The following is a 15,800-nucleotide window of genomic DNA, read 5'->3' as shown; positions in this document are numbered from 1 at the left end:
TCCCGCTGGCCTGGATACTCAACTGATGCGCGCACCGGGCGCATCTACCCGGTTGCATGGCCCGGAGTCCGACTGGCAGTCGCTCCAGCCAATCCGTGAATTACGTCACATTATTTTGGCATGACAGCCCTGATGGCTTAGACTGCGCGCCTCTCGAAAAAGGAGTTTCGCATGAAGCCGTCTCATCTCTTGTTCATCAGCTTCGCTGCGCTGCAACTGGCCGGTTGCGCCATCGGCCAGAAGATCGACTACCGCCAGACCGCCCCGCAACTCAGCGTCAAGGCCGACAAGCCGGTCGCCGTCGCGGTACTCGACGAGCGCCCCTATGTCGTCGCCCAGCACAAGGACGCCACCTACGTCGGCAACATCCGCGGCCTCTACTACAATCCCTGGAGCGTCCGCACCTACAGCGGCAGCCCCCTTTCCGCCGATCTGCAAGACGCCGTGCAAAAGGCCCTGGCCCGCGCCGCCATCACCGCCATGCCCAGCCAGACCAGCGACCGCGCCCCCCAGGGCCAGAAGCTGCTGGTACTGAAACTGCGGGAGTGGAAATCCGACGCCTACATGCGCGTCCGCTTCGACTATGACGTCATCACCCAGGTCCTCGACGACCAGGGCAAGGTGCTCGCCAGCGACGAGATCAAAGGCAGCGGCCCGACCAACAACGTCATCCTCTCGGGGACCCAGGTCCTGACCAACGCCATCGACGCACCGGCCATCGCCGCCGCCCTGGCCAAGGGCAACACGCCCTGACTGGACGCTGCACTTGCTATGGAGAAGGCCCGCCTTGCGCGGGCTTTTTCATGTCCACAGGTGCTGGAGCAGGATCCACAGCAGACCGCAGCGCACAGCTATCGACATGAACGCCAAGGAGCGTGAAGTGTTTCAGCTAAGCTACAGGGATGGCGTGCCAAAGGCGCATCGAAGCAGGAAAACCGGAGTAAAAGGTAGCAAGACAGGATCTTGGCCGAGATCGGTATCCAACTGCCCGAGCCCTCCCTGCAGTCCATCAGCCCCTGTCGGGCACAGAGCTCGGAAATGACCGCCAGCTACTGGCGCTTCAGAATCGTGGAGACCCCGTGAAATACATGACGCTAGTGGGAATGACCCTATTGCTCCTGGGCTGCAGCCATTATTTCAACAGAAGCACCCTCTGCGAGCCGAACCCCCTGGCCGGCGTCGAGTGCCAGCAGCCCAAGGCACTGAACCAGATCATCGGCGAGAAATATCGCGAGTGGCGGAAATATCAGTGAAGGTCTGGGCAGTCTCACGGAACAGCCGCGGGTCTCGATTGCGAACAGAATCTAGCAGCGACCCTGGCCAGGCCCCCTGCCGGAAGTGAAACGGCGATGTCCAGTGATCTAGCAGCGTGCCAGTCCCAGCGACGGTCCGACCGGAGGTTGCGATCTGCGGCCTCCAACTGACTGGTGACTCTTTCCCACGGTGGTGAGTGTAATGGCCACCTTGCAACGCTCGATGGACGCCCGCACTTCTGCCACTTTCGGTTGTCAGACGTCCTCTCTCGACGTCGACCCGTGCTAGGCAATCAACATGAATGCGCCTGTGAAAGAACAGAAGGTGATCAATGCGATTGCCATAGGAACCTGCGTATCAGCAATTGTCTTGCTGTTGAGCTTCGCTGAAGCCACAATCGCAGCCAATAGCTGGGCTCCGCAGCCCGGCACCGAAACTGAAAAGGATATTTCAGTTGCGCTATCAGTTAACAAGGACAGTGACGCTCTTCGAGTCCAGGCCCCACCGGATAAATAGCGTCCCGTTGAAATCTGCACTCATTCGTCCAGGGTCGTTGGCTGGCGATCAAGGCCTACTGGCGCTCACCTTGGGCGCCATGTGTATCGGGCTGGCGACCATCTTCGTGGTGGCCATGGTGGCCTGCTGACGATCACGCACGATCAGTACCGGTAGCCTCAGCGGACGACTGATCGGTCGTCGACGCCTTGCACGTCCTGACTCCGACCGTACTGCCTGCTCCTCCTGGAAAAGCAGCTCTCCTCGACCACCACTCAGCCCTCGCTCCCAGGTAGCGCCAAGGTTATCGCGATGATCAGCTTCATCGGGATCGAGTGCCCTAGCAGGCCAGGCAGCGGAGTCGTCCCGAATGGGTTGCGGAACTCCTCTTTTTCACTCGCCCAACGGCCCTTGAAATCCAGCGCTGCAGATAGCAAAAAGCCCCGTAGGAACGGGGCTTCGAAGGTGGCGGAAGCGCAGAGATTCGAACTCTGGGACCCTTGCGAGTCGGCGGTTTTCAAGACCGCTGCCTTAAACCACTCGGCCACACTTCCGTAAGAGGGGCGCATAGTACCTGATGGCAACACACTGTCAAACAGTCGCAAGCGATCCTTAAGCAACATTTGCTATCTTCGGGGTCGTACGGTACATCACACCGTTAATCTAGCTTTGGAGTACACCATGAACGAGCGTCAATACGCCTACAACCCTGCCATCGCGCAACCGCGGGACGTTAGCCGTGTATTGCGCAACACCTATGCCCTGCTGGCCATGACTCTGGCATTCAGCGGCCTGGTTGCCTTCGTCTCGCAGCAGATGCGACTGCCCTACCCCAACATCTTCGTGGTCCTGATCGGCTTCTATGGCCTGTTCTTCCTGACCGTCAAGACCCGCGACAGCGGCTGGGGCCTGGTCAGCACCTTCGCCCTGACCGGCTTCATGGGCTATACCCTGGGCCCGATCCTGAACATGTACCTGGGCTTGCCCAACGGTGGCAGCGTGATCGCCTCCGCCGCCGGCATGACCGCCCTGGCCTTCTTCGGACTGTCGGCCTACGCCCTGATCAGCCGCAAGGACATGAGCTTCCTCAGCGGCTTCCTGATGGCGGGGTTCTGGATCCTGCTGGGCGCCGTGGTGCTGTCCTTCTTCGTTCAGATCAGTGGTCTGCAACTGGCCATCAGCGCGGGCTTCGTGCTGTTCTCCGCCGCGGCCATCCTGCTGCAGACCAGTGCCATCGTGCACGGTGGTGAAGACAACTACATCATGGCTACCATCACCCTGTACGTCTCGATCTACAATATGTTCATCAGCTTGCTGCAAATCTTCGGATTCGCCAGCAACAACGATTGATCAACAGCGGTAGTCCGAGAGGCCCGCTCCGGCGGGCCTTTCTACATCCATGAAATTTGCCATCGTTGTCCTTTCCTCACCCCAGGCGCCCTCGGCGCGTCGAGCCCTGCGCTTCTGCGAGGCGCTGCTGGCCGAGGGTCACGAACTGTCGCGCCTCTTTCTCTACCGCGACGGTGTCCATAACGCCTCCCACGCCCTGGTCAGTGGCCAGGACGAATCCGATCTGCCCGCGCGCTGGCGCGAACTGATCGAACGCCACCAGATCGATGCCGTGGTCTGCATTGCCGCCGCCCTCAAGCGCGGGTTGCTGGACGAGAGCGAAGCGCGGCGCTACGAGCGTGAAGGCGCGGTGAACGTGCGGGCGCCCTGGCAGCTGTCCGGTCTGGGCCAACTGCATGAGGCGGTGCAGGACGCCGATCGCCTGCTCTGCTTTGGAGGCGACTAGCATGGCCAAGAGCACCCTCGTCATCTCCCGCCAGCCGGCACTGAGCGGCCCCGGTCCTCGCGAGGCCCTGGATATCGTACTGGCCGGCGGTGCCTTCGAACTGCCCCTGGCGCTGCTGTTCGCCGGTCCTGGCGTGACCCAGTTGCTGGCAGCCGACAGCGCTGCCTTGGAGCAAAAGGACCTGAGTGCCAACCTCTCCGCACTGCCGCTGTTCGGTGTCGAGACCATCTATGCCGAGGCCACCGCCCTGCAGCGCCTGGGCATCACGCCCGAGCAGTTGCCCGCCTGGGTGACGCCCCTGGAGCCCGCGGCCCTGGCGGCGCTGATCCACGACCATGACCAGGTGATTTCCATTTGACTACCCTGCACCTGTTTTCCCGCTCGCCGCTGCTGGACGCCGGTGCTCTGGACGGCCTGAGCTGGGTCCGTAGCGAGGACACCGTTCTGCTCACCGGCGCTGCCGTCGAGGCCCTGCGCCCTGGCAGCCCGGCGGCCGAGCTGCTCACGCAACTTCCAGCAGAGGCGGCCCTCTATGCCCTGGCGGAAGACGTCCAGGCGCGTCGCCTGCACCCCGAACGAGCCGTGACCCTGATCGACTACCCCACCTTCGTCGACCTGAGCGTGAGCTGCGCCAAGGTCATCAGCTGGACCTGAGCATGCCTCCTCTCGACCTCGACCCCGAAGGCTATCTGCGCGACCTCTCCCAGTGGAGTCCGGACGTGGCCCAGCAACTGGCGCTCAAGGAGGGCATCGAGCTGACCGAGCGCCACTGGCAGGTGCTGCAGGCGCTGCGTGCCTTCTACGCACAATTCCAGCTTTCGCCGGCCAATCGGCCGCTGATCAAGTACATTGCCCAGACGTTGGGCCCGGAACTGGGTACCAGTCTGCAGCTCAACCTGCTGTTCAAGGGGGCGCCAGCCAAGCTGGGCGCCAAACTGGCCGGCCTGCCGAAACCGGATAACTGTCTATGACCTTCACCACGCCCGAAGAACATCCCTTCGCCGTCTATGTCCGGGCCCTGGGCAAGGGCAAGCGTGGCGCCCGCAGCCTGACCGAGGCCGAGGCGGAAATGGCCATGGGCCTCATCCTAGACGGCCGGGTAACCGATGCCCAGCTCGGCGCCTTTCTCATGCTGCTCAGGCACAAGGAAGAGAGCGCCGAGGAGCTGGCCGGCTTCACCCGCGCCGTCCGAGCACGGCTGCGGCCGCCACGCTTCATGGTCGACCTCGACTGGCCCTCCTACGCCGGCAAGAAGCGTCATCTGCCCTGGTACCTGCTGGCGGTGAAATGCCTGGCCGGTAGCGGCGTGCGGGTGGTCATGCATGGCGGCGGCACCCACACCGCGGGCCGACTCTATACCGAACAGTGCCTGGCCGACCTGGGGATGCCGACCGCTACGGACTGGCAGGACGTCGGCGCCCTGCTCGATCGCGGCCAGCCGGCCTTCCTGCCACTGGCCGCCTGGATGCCGGCCCTGCAGCGGATGATCGATCTCAAGGCCGAGCTCGGCCTGCGCTCGCCGATCCATTCCCTGGTACGGCTGCTCAACCCCAGCCAGGCGCGCTGCATCCTGCAGAGCATCTTCCACCCGGGCTACCAGGAGGTGCACCGCGAGGCCAGTCGCCTGCTGGCTGATGACAGCATCGTCATCAAGGGCGAAGGTGGTGAAGTCGAGCGCAATCCCGATGTCATCGCCCATCTCTATGGCACCCGTGCTGGCGAGGCCTGGGACGAAAGCTGGCCGGCGCTGACCGAGCGTCGCCAGGTCAAGCCGGAGCGCCTCGATCCGGCCCTGCTGGCCGCCACCTGGCGGGGTGAAGCGGAAGATCCCTATGGGCGCCTGGCGGTTATCGCCACCCTGGCCGTGGCCCTGCGCGCCCTGGGTCAGGATCATGCCAGCGCCCAGCGTGAAGCCGAGCGACGCTGGGAAGCGCGCGACCGGGCGCTCTGACGTCACCTCAGGAACCCGGAGCGGCTCCCCGGGTTCCTAACCGCAACGTAGCGGAGGATGACGATATGGGCTTGTTGGTCGATGGACAGTGGCAGGACCGCTGGTATGACAATGGCAAGGATGGCCATTTCAAACGGGAAGAAGCCCAGCGTCGGGACTGGATCGCCCGCCCCGAGCAAGCCATTCCGCAAGGCGCCGCACGCTATGCCCCGGAAGCCGGTCGCTACCACCTCTATGTGTCCCTGGCCTGCCCCTGGGCGCACCGCACCCTGATCTATCGCCAGCTCAAGGGCCTCGGAGACCTGATCGGCGTATCGGTGGTCAGCTGGCTGATGCGTGAGGAAGGCTGGACCTTCGACCTGGCCAAGGGCTCCAGCGGTGACGACCTCTATCACCTCGACCGCCTCTACCAGCTCTATCAGCGCGACCAGGCCGACTACACCGGGCGGGTTACCGTCCCGGTGCTCTGGGATCGCCAGGAGGAGCGCATCGTCAGCAACGAATCCGCCGAGATCATCCGCATGTTCAACGGCGCCTTCGACGAGCTGACCGGCAATCGCCTGGATCTCTACCCGGAGGCCCTGCGCGATCGCATCGATGCCCTCAACGACCGTATCTATCCGACGGTCAACAATGGTGTCTACCGGGCTGGCTTCGCCACCACCCAGGAGGCCTACGAAGAGGCCTTCGACGAGGTCTTCGCCACCCTCGACGATCTGGAAAAGCTGCTGCAGACCCAGCGCTATCTCACCGGCGAATGGCTGACCGAAGCCGATTGGCGCCTGTTCACCACCCTGATTCGCTTCGACGCCGTCTATCATGGCCACTTCAAGTGCAACCTGAGGCGCATTCGGGATTATCCGGCGCTACAGGGTTGGCTGCGAGAGCTGTATCAGTGGCCGGGGATCGCCGAGACCGTGGACCTCCAGCACATCAAGCACCACTACTATGGCAGCCATGAGCAGATCAACCCGACCGGTATCGTGCCCAAGGGGCCGGCCCTGGAGCTGGATCTGCCCCATGGCCGGGAGGCCCTGAGCGGTGCCGGGATCCAGGGCGCGGCCTGAAATCAGACCGCCGCCTGGGCGCCTTCGAACCAGGCCAGCTTCTCGCGTAGCGCGACCACTTCGCCGACGATCACCAGGGTCGGTGCATGGACCTCATGCTCGGCCACCAGTCGCGGCAGATCTTCCAGGGTACCGGTGAACACCCGCTGGTTGAGCGTGGTGCCCTGTTGCACCAGCGCAGCCGGCGTCGCCGGATCCTTGCCATGGGCAATGAGTTGCGCGCAGATGGTCGGCAGCCCCACCAGGCCCATGTAGAACACCAGGGTCTGCCCCGGCGCCACGAGATCGGTCCAGGGCAGATCGGCCGAGCCGTCCTTGAGATGGCCGGTAACGAAGCGCACCGACTGGGCATGGTCCCTGTGGGTCAGGGGAATGCCGGCATAGGCCGCACAGCCACTGGCCGCGGTGATGCCCGGCACCACCTGGAAGGGAATGCCTTCAGCCGCCAGCTCTTCTATCTCTTCGCCACCGCGACCGAAGATGAAGGGATCGCCTCCCTTCAACCGCAGGACCCGCTTGCCCTCCTGGGCCAGCTTGACCAGCAGGCGATTGAGATCGTCCTGGGGCACCGCATGCTCGGCGCGCCGCTTGCCGACATAGATGCGATCGGCATCGCGCCGGCACATGTCGAGGATGGTCGGCGCCACCAGCCGGTCGTAGAGCACCACATCGGCTTGCTGCATCAGCCGCAGGGCGCGGAAGGTCAGCAGGTCCGGATCACCGGGACCAGCGCCGACCAGGTAGACCTCGCCGCGAAAGGTGGCCGTCTCGCTGTTCAGCTTGGCTTCCAGCAGTTGCTCGGCAGCCTGGGGCTGGCCGGAAAAGACCTTTTCCGCGACTTCGCCCTGGAACACCTCTTCCCAGAAGATGCGCCGTGCCTGCAGATCGGCGAAGCGTGTCTTCACCCGGGCGCGAAAGCGTTGGGCGAGTTGCGCCAGCTGGCCATAGGTCGCCGGAATCCAGCTCTCCAGCTTGGCGCGCACCAGACGCGCCAGCACCGGGGCGTCACCGCCGCTGGAAATGGCGATCACCAGGGGCGAACGATCGACGATGGCCGGAAAGATCACGGTGCACAGCTTCGGAGCGTCCACCACGTTGACCGGCAGGCCCAGCGCCTGGGCATCGTGAGACACCGTCTCGTTGACCTCGTCATCGTCGGTGGCCGCGATCACCAGGCAATGCCCGGCGAGGTGATCCGCCGCATAGCGCTCGACCCGGCAACTGCCGCCCCGCGCCTCGACGAAGGCGCGTACCTCCGGCTCGATCTCCGGCGCCACCAGGGTGATGCGTGCGCCGGCTTCGGCGAGCAGCACGCTCTTGCGCAAGGCGATATCGCCCCCGCCGATCACCAGTACCGGACGGCCATCGAGCTTGTGGAAGAGCGGCAGGTAATCCATCAGCCGATGACCTCGAGGCCGCCCATGTAGGGCTTAAGCACCTCGGGGACGCGGATGCTGCCGTCAGCCTGCTGATAGTTCTCCAGCACGGCGACCAGCGTACGACCCACGGCCAGGCCGGAGCCGTTGAGGGTGTGCACCAGCTCGGGCTTGCCCTCGGCGTTGCGGTAGCGGGCCTGCATGCGGCGCGCCTGGAAATCACCGCAGTTGGAGCAGGACGAGATCTCGCGATACTTGCCCTGGCTCGGCACCCAGACTTCCAGGTCGTAGGTCTTGGTGGCGCCGAAGCCCATGTCGCCGGTGCACAGCGACAGCACCCGGTAGGGCAGTTCCAGGCGCTGCAGTACGGTCTCGGCGTGGCCGGTCAGCTCTTCCAGGGCCTGGAAGGAGGTGCTCGGCTCGACGATATGGACCATCTCCACCTTGTCGAACTGGTGCTGGCGGATCATGCCGCGGGTGTCGCGCCCCGAGGCCCCGGCTTCGCTGCGGAAGCAGGGGGTATGGGCGGTGAACTTCAGCGGCAGGCGCTTGGCATCGAGGATCTGGCCGGCGACCAGGTTGGTCAGGGTGACCTCGGCGGTGGGGATCAGGTAGAGATCGCTCTCGCCTTCGCGGCCGATCTTGAACAGGTCTTCCTCGAACTTGGGCAGCTGACCAGTGCCCTGCAGGGTCTCGGCCTGCACCAGGTAGGGGGTGTAGGTCTCTTCGTAGCCGTGCTCGCCGGTGTGCAGGTTGAGCATGAACTGCGCCAGGGCACGGTGCAGGCGGGCAATGGGGCCACGCATCACGGCGAAGCGGGCGCCGGAGAAACGCGCGGCGGTCTCGAAATCCAGCCAACCATGGGTCTCGCCCAGGGCGACGTGATCCTTGATCTCGAAATCGAAGTCACGCGGGGCGCCCCAGCGACGGACCTCGACATTGTCGTCCTCGTCCTTGCCGACCGGTACCGAGGCGTCAGGCAGGTTGGGCAGGCCCAGCAGCAGGGCATCCAGCTCGCCCTGGACCAGGTCCAGCTCACGCTTGGCTTCTTCCAGTTCACTGCCCATGCGATCGACTTCGGCCAGCAGCGGCGCGATGTCTTCACCGCGCGCCTTGGCCTGGCCGATACCCTTGGAGCGGGCATTGCGCTCCGCCTGCAGGGTCTCGGTGCGGGTCTGCACGGCCTTGCGACGGGCTTCCAGCGACTCCACCAGGCTGACGTCGAGGACGTAGCCACGGGTCGCCAGACGTGCGGCCACCTCCTCGGTTTGGGTGCGAACCAGTTTTGAATCAAGCATGTCCGTGTCTCTTGCTTAGGAATGAGGGCAGCGGTGTGAGCGGAGCGTCAGGAACGCCGCCGGCGCTGGCGCGGGCTGGACTGGTCAAGGTCCGCCAGGTGCTGCAGTTTATCGCGGATCTTCAGCTCCAGCCCACGGGGAACCGGCTCATAGTAGCGGCGCGGCTCGAGTTCTTCGGGAAAGTAGTCTTCACCCGCGGCATAGGCTTCGGGCTCATCGTGGGCATAGCGGTATTCGTCGCCATAGCCAAGGTTCTTCATCAGCTTGGTCGGCGCATTGCGCAGGTGCAGCGGCACCTCGCGCGAGCCGTTCTGGCGCACGTCGGCCAGGGCGGCCTTGTAGCCCATATAGACGGCGTTGCTCTTGGGCGCGCAGGCCAGATAGACGATCGCCTGGGCGATGGCCAGCTCGCCCTCCGGACTGCCCAGGCGCTCCTGGACATCCCACGCGTCCAGGCACAGGCTCAGGGCGCGCGGATCGGCGTTGCCGATGTCTTCGCTGGCCATCCGCACCACGCGCCGGGCGATGTATAGCGCGTCGCAGCCGCCGTCGATCATGCGGGCGAACCAGTAGAGGGCGCCATCGGGATTCGAGCCGCGCACCGACTTGTGCAACGCGGAGATCTGGTCGTAGAAGGCTTCGCCGCCCTTGTCGAAGCGGCGGCGCTGATCGCCCAGCAGACTCTGGAACAGTTCGGCGTCCAGGACACCACCGTCCTCGGCCAGGTCCGCGGCGTTCTCCAGCAGATTGAGCAGCCGCCGGCCATCGCCGTCGGCGGCGGCCAGCAGCAGCGCCAGGGCGTCGTCCGGCAGACTCAGCTGTCGCTCACCCAGGCCCTTGGCACTGGTCAGAGCCCGTCGTGCCAGGCCGCCGAGGGCCTCGTCGTCCAGACTCTTGAGCACATAGACACGGGCCCGCGAGAGCAGCGCGTTGTTGAGCTCGAAGGAGGGATTCTCAGTGGTCGCCCCGATGAAGATCAGGGTGCCGTCTTCGACATAGGGCAGGAAGGCATCCTGCTGCGACTTGTTGAAGCGATGCACCTCGTCGACGAAGAGGATGGTGCGGCGGCGATACTGGGCGGCCTGCTGCTTGGCCACCTCCACCGCATGGCGGATCTCCTTGACCCCGGAAAGCACCGCCGAGAGGGTTTCGAAATGGGCATCGGAAACCTGGGCCAGCAGCCGCGCCAGGGTGGTCTTGCCCACGCCGGGGGGGCCCCAGAAAATCATCGAATGCAGCGCGCCCTGCTCCAGCGCCTCACGCAGAGGTTTGCCTCGCGCCAGCAGGTGTTGCTGACCCGCATATTCATCGAGGGTCGCGGGACGCATGCGGGCAGCCAAGGGCTGCCCGACGGGTGCGGTGCTGAAGAGATCCATGGGGTGCGATCACTCCTGGATGACGTCGGCTCCCTTGGGCACCTGGAAGGTGAACTGGGACGCGGCCACCGGCTCGTTGAGCTTGACGTTGAAGAAGAGGATGTTGGTTCTCTGACCGGCACCGTCGATCAACTGCATGTCGTTGATCACGCCGTTGCGGAACGACAGCCGCAGGCTGTCGAACAGGGTGTCCTTGGTCTTGGGCTTGAGCACGAAGTCGACGACGTTGCCGGCATCCTTGCTGGTGACGTCGAAGCTGCTTTCGATCTTGGAAATGTCACCCGACAAGAGCAGCGCCGGCGTCTGCGTCAGGCGCAGATCCAGCTTGCGGATGGTGACCTGCTCCAGGTCCGGATCGTACAGCCAGACCTGCTTGCCGTCGGAGACCAGCAGCTGCTCCTGGGGTGCATCGGAATGCCAGCGGAACAGCCCGGGACGCTTGAGGCTCATGTTGCCAGCGGTTTCCTGCAGACGAGTACCCGAACCATCCAGGGTCAACTGCGAAAAGCGCGCGGTCAGGGTCTGGGCCTTGTCCAGCAGCTGCGACAGGCGACCCACGGACGCCTGATCGGCATGGGCGGAAAAGCTTACGGCAGCCAGGGCGGCCAGGGCGAAGCAACGCAGCTTGTGCATCGAGATCCTCATGGATGTCAGTCTCTCACCGGAGCAGGCGCTGTGACCTCGCGCGAGCCGTTGGTGTTCATGGGCGATACGACACCGGCCATTTCCATGGTTTCGATCATCCGTGCCGCCCGGTTGTAACCGATCTTGAGTTTGCGCTGGACCGCGGAGATCGAGGCCCGACGACTCTCGGTGACGAAGCGCACCGCCTCGTCATAGAGCGGATCGTCCTCGTCGCTGTCGCCACCCTCGCCACTCCCGCCGTCGAAGCCCGCACCACCGCCTTCGTCCGGACTGCTGAGAATGTCTTCGATGTAGTCGGGGGCGCCGCGCTCCTTCCAGGCCTCGACGACGCGATGGACCTCGTCGTCGGACACGAAGGCGCCATGGACGCGGATCGGTAGGCCGGTACCCGGTGGCAGATAGAGCATGTCACCGTGACCGAGCAGCTGTTCGGCGCCACCCTGGTCGAGAATGGTCCGGGAGTCGATCTTGCTCGACACCTGAAAGGCCATCCGCGTCGGAATGTTGGCCTTGATCAGACCGGTGATGACGTCCACAGAGGGCCGCTGGGTGGCCAGGATCAGGTGGATACCGGCGGCCCGCGCCTTCTGCGCGATCCGCGCGATCAATTCTTCGACCTTCTTGCCGACGATCATCATCATGTCGGCGAATTCGTCCACCACCACCACGATGGTTGGCAGCGTCTTCAGCAGCGGTGCCTCGTCGTCCATGCTCTCGCGACGATAGAGCGGATCGGTCAGCGGCGTACCTGCCTCCTCCGCGTCCTTCACCTTGCGGTTGAAGCCGGCCAGATTACGCACGCCCATGGCCGCCATCAGCTTGTAGCGCCGCTCCATCTCCGCCACGCTCCAGCGCAGGGCGTTGGCGGCTTCCTTCATGTCGGTCACCACCGGACAGAGCAGGTGCGGAATGCCCTCGTAGATCGAGAGTTCCAGCATCTTGGGATCGATCATGATCAGGCGAGCGTCTTCCGGGCTCGACTTGAACAGGATCGATAAGAGCATGGCGTTCACGCCCACCGACTTGCCGGAACCGGTGGTACCGGCCACCAGCAGGTGCGGCATCTTGGCCAGGTCGGTGATGACCGGCTTGCCACCGATGTCGTGACCCAGGGCCAGGGTGACGGGTGACTTGGCCGCCGCGTACTCGGGCGACTCGAGGACCTCGGAAAAGCGCACCATCTGGCGATCTTCGTTGGGAATCTCGATACCCACGGTGGTCTTGCCGGGAATGACCTCCACCACCCGGACACTGAACACGGCGAGCGAACGCGCCAGGTCCTTGGCCAGGTTGGAAATGCGGCTGACCTTGACGCCGGCCGCTGGCTGAATCTCGAAGCGGGTGATCACCGGGCCGGGGTGGACGCTCTCCACGATCACCTCGACACCGAACTCCTTGAGCTTGACCTCGAGCAGGCGCGACATGTTCTCGAGGAATTCCGGCGAATAGCTCTGCTGTTTCTTCTCGGCGCGATCCAGGATCGACAGCGGCGGCAGCGTACCTTCCAGATCCGCGTCGACCCGGACCACGGCGGCCGCCGGCGAATAGGGCGCGGGGGCCGGTGCTGGCGCCGCCTTGCGCGGCGGCGGCGTAGGCATGGCGACACTGGCCGGCGCGGGGACAGGCGCGGTAGCCACAGGCGCGGACTCGGACGCTTCGGCGACAAGGCGACTGGGCGCGGGCATCTCGATGCGCGGCGCAGCACGCTCCACCCGTGGTGGCGGCGCGACGTCGAGCAGATCGTCCAGATCTTCGTCGGCGACGGGAATTGGCACCTCGCGCGCCTTGCTCTTGCGCGCGACCGGCGGCGACACCGGCTCGTCGAAGACGTCCAGTTCCGGAGCCTGGCGGCGACCGCCGGCTAGGCGGCTGAGGCCACCCTGCACCAGGTCCAGCAGGTCGAGTACGACCTTGCCGGTGAAATCCATCACCTTGAACCAGGACAGATCGGTGAAGACCGTCAATCCCAGCAGGAAGAGTGCGAGGAACAGCAGCGTGCTGCCCTGGACATTGAGGGCGGCTACCGACAGCTGCCCCAGGCTCTCGCCCAGCGCGCCGCCAGCGGACGCCGGCAGCGCCGAGACCGCATGGAAATGGATATAGGCCAGTACCGAACCTGAGATCACCAGCAGGACCAGGCCGGTCAGCCGCCAGGAAAACAGCCAGCCGCTCCACTCCCAGGGCAGGTGCCGCTTGCGGAAGATCTGCCAGGTCTTGACGGCGAGCAGGACGGGGAACACGAAGGCGAAATAGCCGAGCGCCATGAACAGCACGTCGGCCAGCCAGGCGCCGGCGCGGCCCGCGGTGTTATGGACCTGATCGATGCGGCTGGTGTGGGTCCAGCCCGGATCGGAGGGGTCGTAGCTCAACAGAGCCATGAGCAGATACAGGCACAAGGCGGCCAGTGCGATGAGCACCACCTCCTTGAGACGATAATGCAGATGCTCACGCCATTGGTTGACGTGGCTGACAGAACTGGATTGCTTCAAGCGCGCTTTTCCCGCACACGGAACGTGTGACCGTGAATCAAAAACAGTGCGCCATTCTAGATCGCCCGGGCCCTGCTTCTACAGTCCCGCGGCGAAACATGGCACGATAGCGGACGGACGTACCGGAACCGCCTTCAGGCACAACATTGGAGCATTCTTTCGTTGTCCTGACAAAGAGTTATGACGATTTCTTGAGCTTGTTACGCACAAGCCGCACCCCTTCGGCTTCACCCATCAGAAGGCGCCCTCCCCTACCATGGTGAAATGGCTGACCCGCGAAAGCCCTGACTTCCCGCCCCTGCAGCAGGCGCTGCGCGAACCCAACGGCCTCCTGGCCGTCGGCGGCGACCTGAGCGCGGCACGCCTGATCGGCGCCTATCGCCACGGCTGCTTTCCCTGGTACCAGGCTGGCCAGCCCTTGCTCTGGTGGTCGCCGGATCCCCGTACGGTGCTTTTCCCGCCAGACCTGCACGTCTCCCGCAGCCTGGCGAAGACCCTGCGCAAGACGCCGCTGCGCGTCACCTACGACCAGGCCTTCGCCAGGGTGATCCAGGCCTGCGCCGGCCCGCGACGCGATGCCGACGGCACCTGGATCACCGCGGAGATGCGCCAGGCCTACCAGGAACTGCACGCCCAGGGCTGGGCTCATTCCGTGGAAGTCTGGGACGGCGACCAGCTGGTCGGCGGTCTCTACGGCATCGCCATGGGCAAGCTGTTCTTTGGCGAGTCCATGTTCAGCCACGCCGACAACGCTTCCAAGATCGGCTTCGTGACCCTGGTACGGGACCTGGCCGCCTGGGGCTTCGTGATGATCGACTGCCAGATGCAAACCGCGCATCTGGAGAGTCTCGGCGCGAGCAGTCTCTCCCGGGAACGCTTTGCCGAATACCTGGCCAAATACCTGGATCAGGCCAGCATGGCCGCCTGGCCTACCTTCTGCGGGTGACTTACACTCAGGCCAGGCTTATGTAGAGATTCGACATGACCGAGCTGGCGAGACTCAAGTTTTACGCAACCCAGCCTCACGCTTGCAGTTACCTGCCCAACGAGCAGGCGACCACGCTGTTTCTCGACCCCTCGCAACCCATGAACGGCCAGATCTACGCCGAGCTGTCCGAACTGGGCTTCCGCCGCAGCGGCGATCACCTCTACCGCCCCCACTGCCAACTCTGCAAAGCCTGCGTTCCCGCCCGCATCCCCGTCGCTCGCTTTCGCCCCAGCCGCAAGCAGACGCGCGTACTCAAGCGCAATCTCGACATCAAGGTCACGCGCTGCGACCCGGGTTTCACCGAAGAGCGCTATCAGCTCTACGCCCGCTATATCAGCGAGCGCCACGCTGACGGCGACATGTTCCCGCCAAGTCGCGGCCAGTTCTCCACCTTCCTGGTCAGCCACCTGCCCTACGCCTTCTTCTACGAGATGCGGGTGGAAGACCGCCTGATCGGCATCGCGGTGACCGATGTGCTGCCCAACGGCATGTCGGCGGTCTACACCTTCTACGACCCCAGCGAAGAAAGGCGCAGCCTGGGCGTATTCGGTATCCTCTGGCAGGTCGCCGAAACGCGCCGCCTCGGCCTCGACGCGGTTTATCTCGGCTACTGGATCAAAGGGTGTCGCAAGATGTCCTATAAGACCGAGTATCGTCCCATTGAGCTCTTCGTCAATCAGCGCTGGGTTGCCCTGGCCTGACGAAATAGCGCTTTTTCTGAATTTCTGTCAGAATATGGGCCTTTTTCGCCCGGACTGCTCTGGGCCAATTTTTGTCACCGAGGGCTTTTCTATATATGTCGAAAGAAGACAGCTTCGAAATGGAAGGTACTGTCGTCGACACCCTTCCCAACACCATGTTTCGCGTGGAGTTGGAAAATGGGCACGTCGTCACCGCGCACATCTCCGGGAAGATGCGTAAGAACTACATCCGCATCCTGACGGGCGACAAGGTTCGCGTGGAGCTGACGCCTTACGATCTGAGCAAGGGCCGGATCACTTACCGCGCGCGTTAAGCGAATCCTTTCATGAAAAAGCCCGGCAATGCCGGGCTTTTTCATGAGCGA

General features: G+C 64.1%; 18 protein-coding genes and 1 tRNA gene. 13 read left to right on the top strand and 6 right to left on the bottom strand.

Features of this window, described 5'->3' with window-relative positions:
- The first annotated feature begins 171 nt into the window (after positions 1 to 171).
- From PVZ77_RS22940 to PVZ77_RS22930, 3 genes are all read left to right on the top strand, one after another.
- On the top strand, positions 172 to 753 hold the full coding sequence (locus tag PVZ77_RS22940) for a hypothetical protein (protein ID WP_273807119.1): 582 nt from the start codon (positions 172 to 174) through the stop codon (positions 751 to 753).
- A 350-nt stretch (positions 754 to 1,103) separates the two neighbouring features.
- Entirely contained in the window at positions 1,104 to 1,253 is a 150-nt protein-coding gene (locus tag PVZ77_RS22935) for a hypothetical protein (protein ID WP_273807118.1), read from the top strand.
- A gap of 298 nt (positions 1,254 to 1,551) precedes the next feature.
- Positions 1,552 to 1,770 (top strand): hypothetical protein, encoded by a 219-nt coding sequence (locus tag PVZ77_RS22930; protein WP_273807117.1) that lies wholly within the window; start codon positions 1,552 to 1,554, stop codon positions 1,768 to 1,770.
- A 445-nt stretch (positions 1,771 to 2,215) separates the two neighbouring features.
- On the opposite strand, the gene PVZ77_RS22925 is transcribed toward PVZ77_RS22930, so the two are convergent.
- Positions 2,216 to 2,303: transfer RNA gene (locus PVZ77_RS22925), tRNA-Ser, on the bottom strand.
- A gap of 127 nt (positions 2,304 to 2,430) precedes the next feature.
- On the opposite strand from PVZ77_RS22925, the gene PVZ77_RS22920 reads away from it, so the two are divergent.
- The 7 genes from PVZ77_RS22920 (at position 2,431) to PVZ77_RS22890 (ending at position 6,562) form a co-directional block, all read left to right on the top strand.
- Positions 2,431 to 3,099: a Bax inhibitor-1/YccA family protein gene (locus PVZ77_RS22920; RefSeq protein ID WP_273807116.1), complete on the top strand. Its 669-nt coding sequence runs from the start codon at positions 2,431 to 2,433 to the stop codon at positions 3,097 to 3,099.
- A 49-nt stretch (positions 3,100 to 3,148) separates the two neighbouring features.
- Complete coding sequence (tusD, locus tag PVZ77_RS22915; RefSeq protein ID WP_273807115.1) at positions 3,149 to 3,544, top strand: sulfurtransferase complex subunit TusD; 396 nt, start codon at positions 3,149 to 3,151, stop codon at positions 3,542 to 3,544.
- A 1-nt stretch (position 3,545) separates the two neighbouring features.
- Positions 3,546 to 3,902 (top strand): sulfurtransferase complex subunit TusC, encoded by a 357-nt coding sequence (tusC, locus tag PVZ77_RS22910; RefSeq protein WP_273807114.1) that lies wholly within the window; start codon positions 3,546 to 3,548, stop codon positions 3,900 to 3,902.
- Positions 3,899 to 4,198 (top strand): sulfurtransferase complex subunit TusB, encoded by a 300-nt coding sequence (gene tusB, locus PVZ77_RS22905; RefSeq protein ID WP_273807113.1) that lies wholly within the window; start codon positions 3,899 to 3,901, stop codon positions 4,196 to 4,198. Before tusC ends, tusB begins: the two co-directional genes overlap by 4 nt.
- A 2-nt stretch (positions 4,199 to 4,200) precedes the next feature.
- Complete coding sequence (locus PVZ77_RS22900; RefSeq protein ID WP_273807112.1) at positions 4,201 to 4,515, top strand: TusE/DsrC/DsvC family sulfur relay protein; 315 nt, start codon at positions 4,201 to 4,203, stop codon at positions 4,513 to 4,515.
- Entirely contained in the window at positions 4,512 to 5,495 is a 984-nt protein-coding gene (locus PVZ77_RS22895) for a glycosyl transferase family protein (RefSeq protein ID WP_273807111.1), read from the top strand. The genes PVZ77_RS22900 and PVZ77_RS22895 overlap by 4 nt, the downstream gene beginning before the upstream one ends.
- Before the next feature lie 65 nt (positions 5,496 to 5,560).
- Positions 5,561 to 6,562 (top strand): glutathione S-transferase family protein, encoded by a 1,002-nt coding sequence (locus tag PVZ77_RS22890; RefSeq protein ID WP_273807110.1) that lies wholly within the window; start codon positions 5,561 to 5,563, stop codon positions 6,560 to 6,562.
- A gap of 2 nt (positions 6,563 to 6,564) precedes the next feature.
- On the opposite strand, the gene cysG is transcribed toward PVZ77_RS22890, so the two are convergent.
- The 5 genes from cysG to PVZ77_RS22865 are packed head-to-tail and all read right to left on the bottom strand — an operon-like array spanning position 6,565 to position 13,746.
- Positions 6,565 to 7,959, bottom strand: coding sequence for a siroheme synthase CysG (gene cysG, locus PVZ77_RS22885; protein ID WP_273807109.1), 1,395 nt, complete (start codon positions 7,957 to 7,959; stop codon positions 6,565 to 6,567).
- Positions 7,959 to 9,236, bottom strand: a complete 1,278-nt coding sequence (gene serS, locus PVZ77_RS22880) for a serine--tRNA ligase (protein WP_187979147.1) — start codon at positions 9,234 to 9,236, stop codon at positions 7,959 to 7,961. Before serS ends, cysG begins: the two co-directional genes overlap by 1 nt.
- A gap of 47 nt (positions 9,237 to 9,283) precedes the next feature.
- Positions 9,284 to 10,612 (bottom strand): replication-associated recombination protein A, encoded by a 1,329-nt coding sequence (locus tag PVZ77_RS22875; RefSeq protein ID WP_273807108.1) that lies wholly within the window; start codon positions 10,610 to 10,612, stop codon positions 9,284 to 9,286.
- Between the two features lie 9 nt (positions 10,613 to 10,621).
- Positions 10,622 to 11,245, bottom strand: a complete 624-nt coding sequence (gene lolA / locus PVZ77_RS22870; RefSeq protein WP_007162303.1) for an outer membrane lipoprotein chaperone LolA — start codon at positions 11,243 to 11,245, stop codon at positions 10,622 to 10,624.
- Positions 11,246 to 11,262: 17 nt separating this feature from the next.
- Positions 11,263 to 13,746 carry a DNA translocase FtsK gene (locus tag PVZ77_RS22865; RefSeq protein ID WP_273807107.1) on the bottom strand — a complete coding sequence of 828 codons (2,484 nt, stop codon included), beginning with the start codon at positions 13,744 to 13,746 and terminating at the stop codon, positions 11,263 to 11,265.
- A 256-nt stretch (positions 13,747 to 14,002) separates the two neighbouring features.
- Between PVZ77_RS22865 and aat the strand changes: the two genes are divergently transcribed.
- From aat to infA, 3 genes are all read left to right on the top strand, one after another.
- Positions 14,003 to 14,692 (top strand): leucyl/phenylalanyl-tRNA--protein transferase, encoded by a 690-nt coding sequence (aat, locus tag PVZ77_RS22860; RefSeq protein ID WP_273807106.1) that lies wholly within the window; start codon positions 14,003 to 14,005, stop codon positions 14,690 to 14,692.
- Positions 14,693 to 14,727: 35 nt separating this feature from the next.
- Positions 14,728 to 15,435 carry an arginyltransferase gene (locus tag PVZ77_RS22855; protein ID WP_273807105.1) on the top strand — a complete coding sequence of 236 codons (708 nt, stop codon included), beginning with the start codon at positions 14,728 to 14,730 and terminating at the stop codon, positions 15,433 to 15,435.
- A 95-nt stretch (positions 15,436 to 15,530) separates the two neighbouring features.
- A complete protein-coding gene (gene infA, locus PVZ77_RS22850; RefSeq protein ID WP_002553999.1) occupies positions 15,531 to 15,749 on the top strand; it encodes a translation initiation factor IF-1 in 219 nt (72 codons plus the stop codon).
- Positions 15,750 to 15,800 lie beyond the last annotated feature (51 nt).

It is taken from the genome of Pseudomonas sp. SHLD1 (assembly GCF_028640935.1).
GTDB lineage: Bacteria > Pseudomonadota > Gammaproteobacteria > Pseudomonadales > Pseudomonadaceae > Chryseomonas > Chryseomonas aestiva.
The sequence above is the reverse complement of the archived record's forward strand: the minus strand, read 5'-3'. Positions and strand labels throughout refer to the sequence as shown.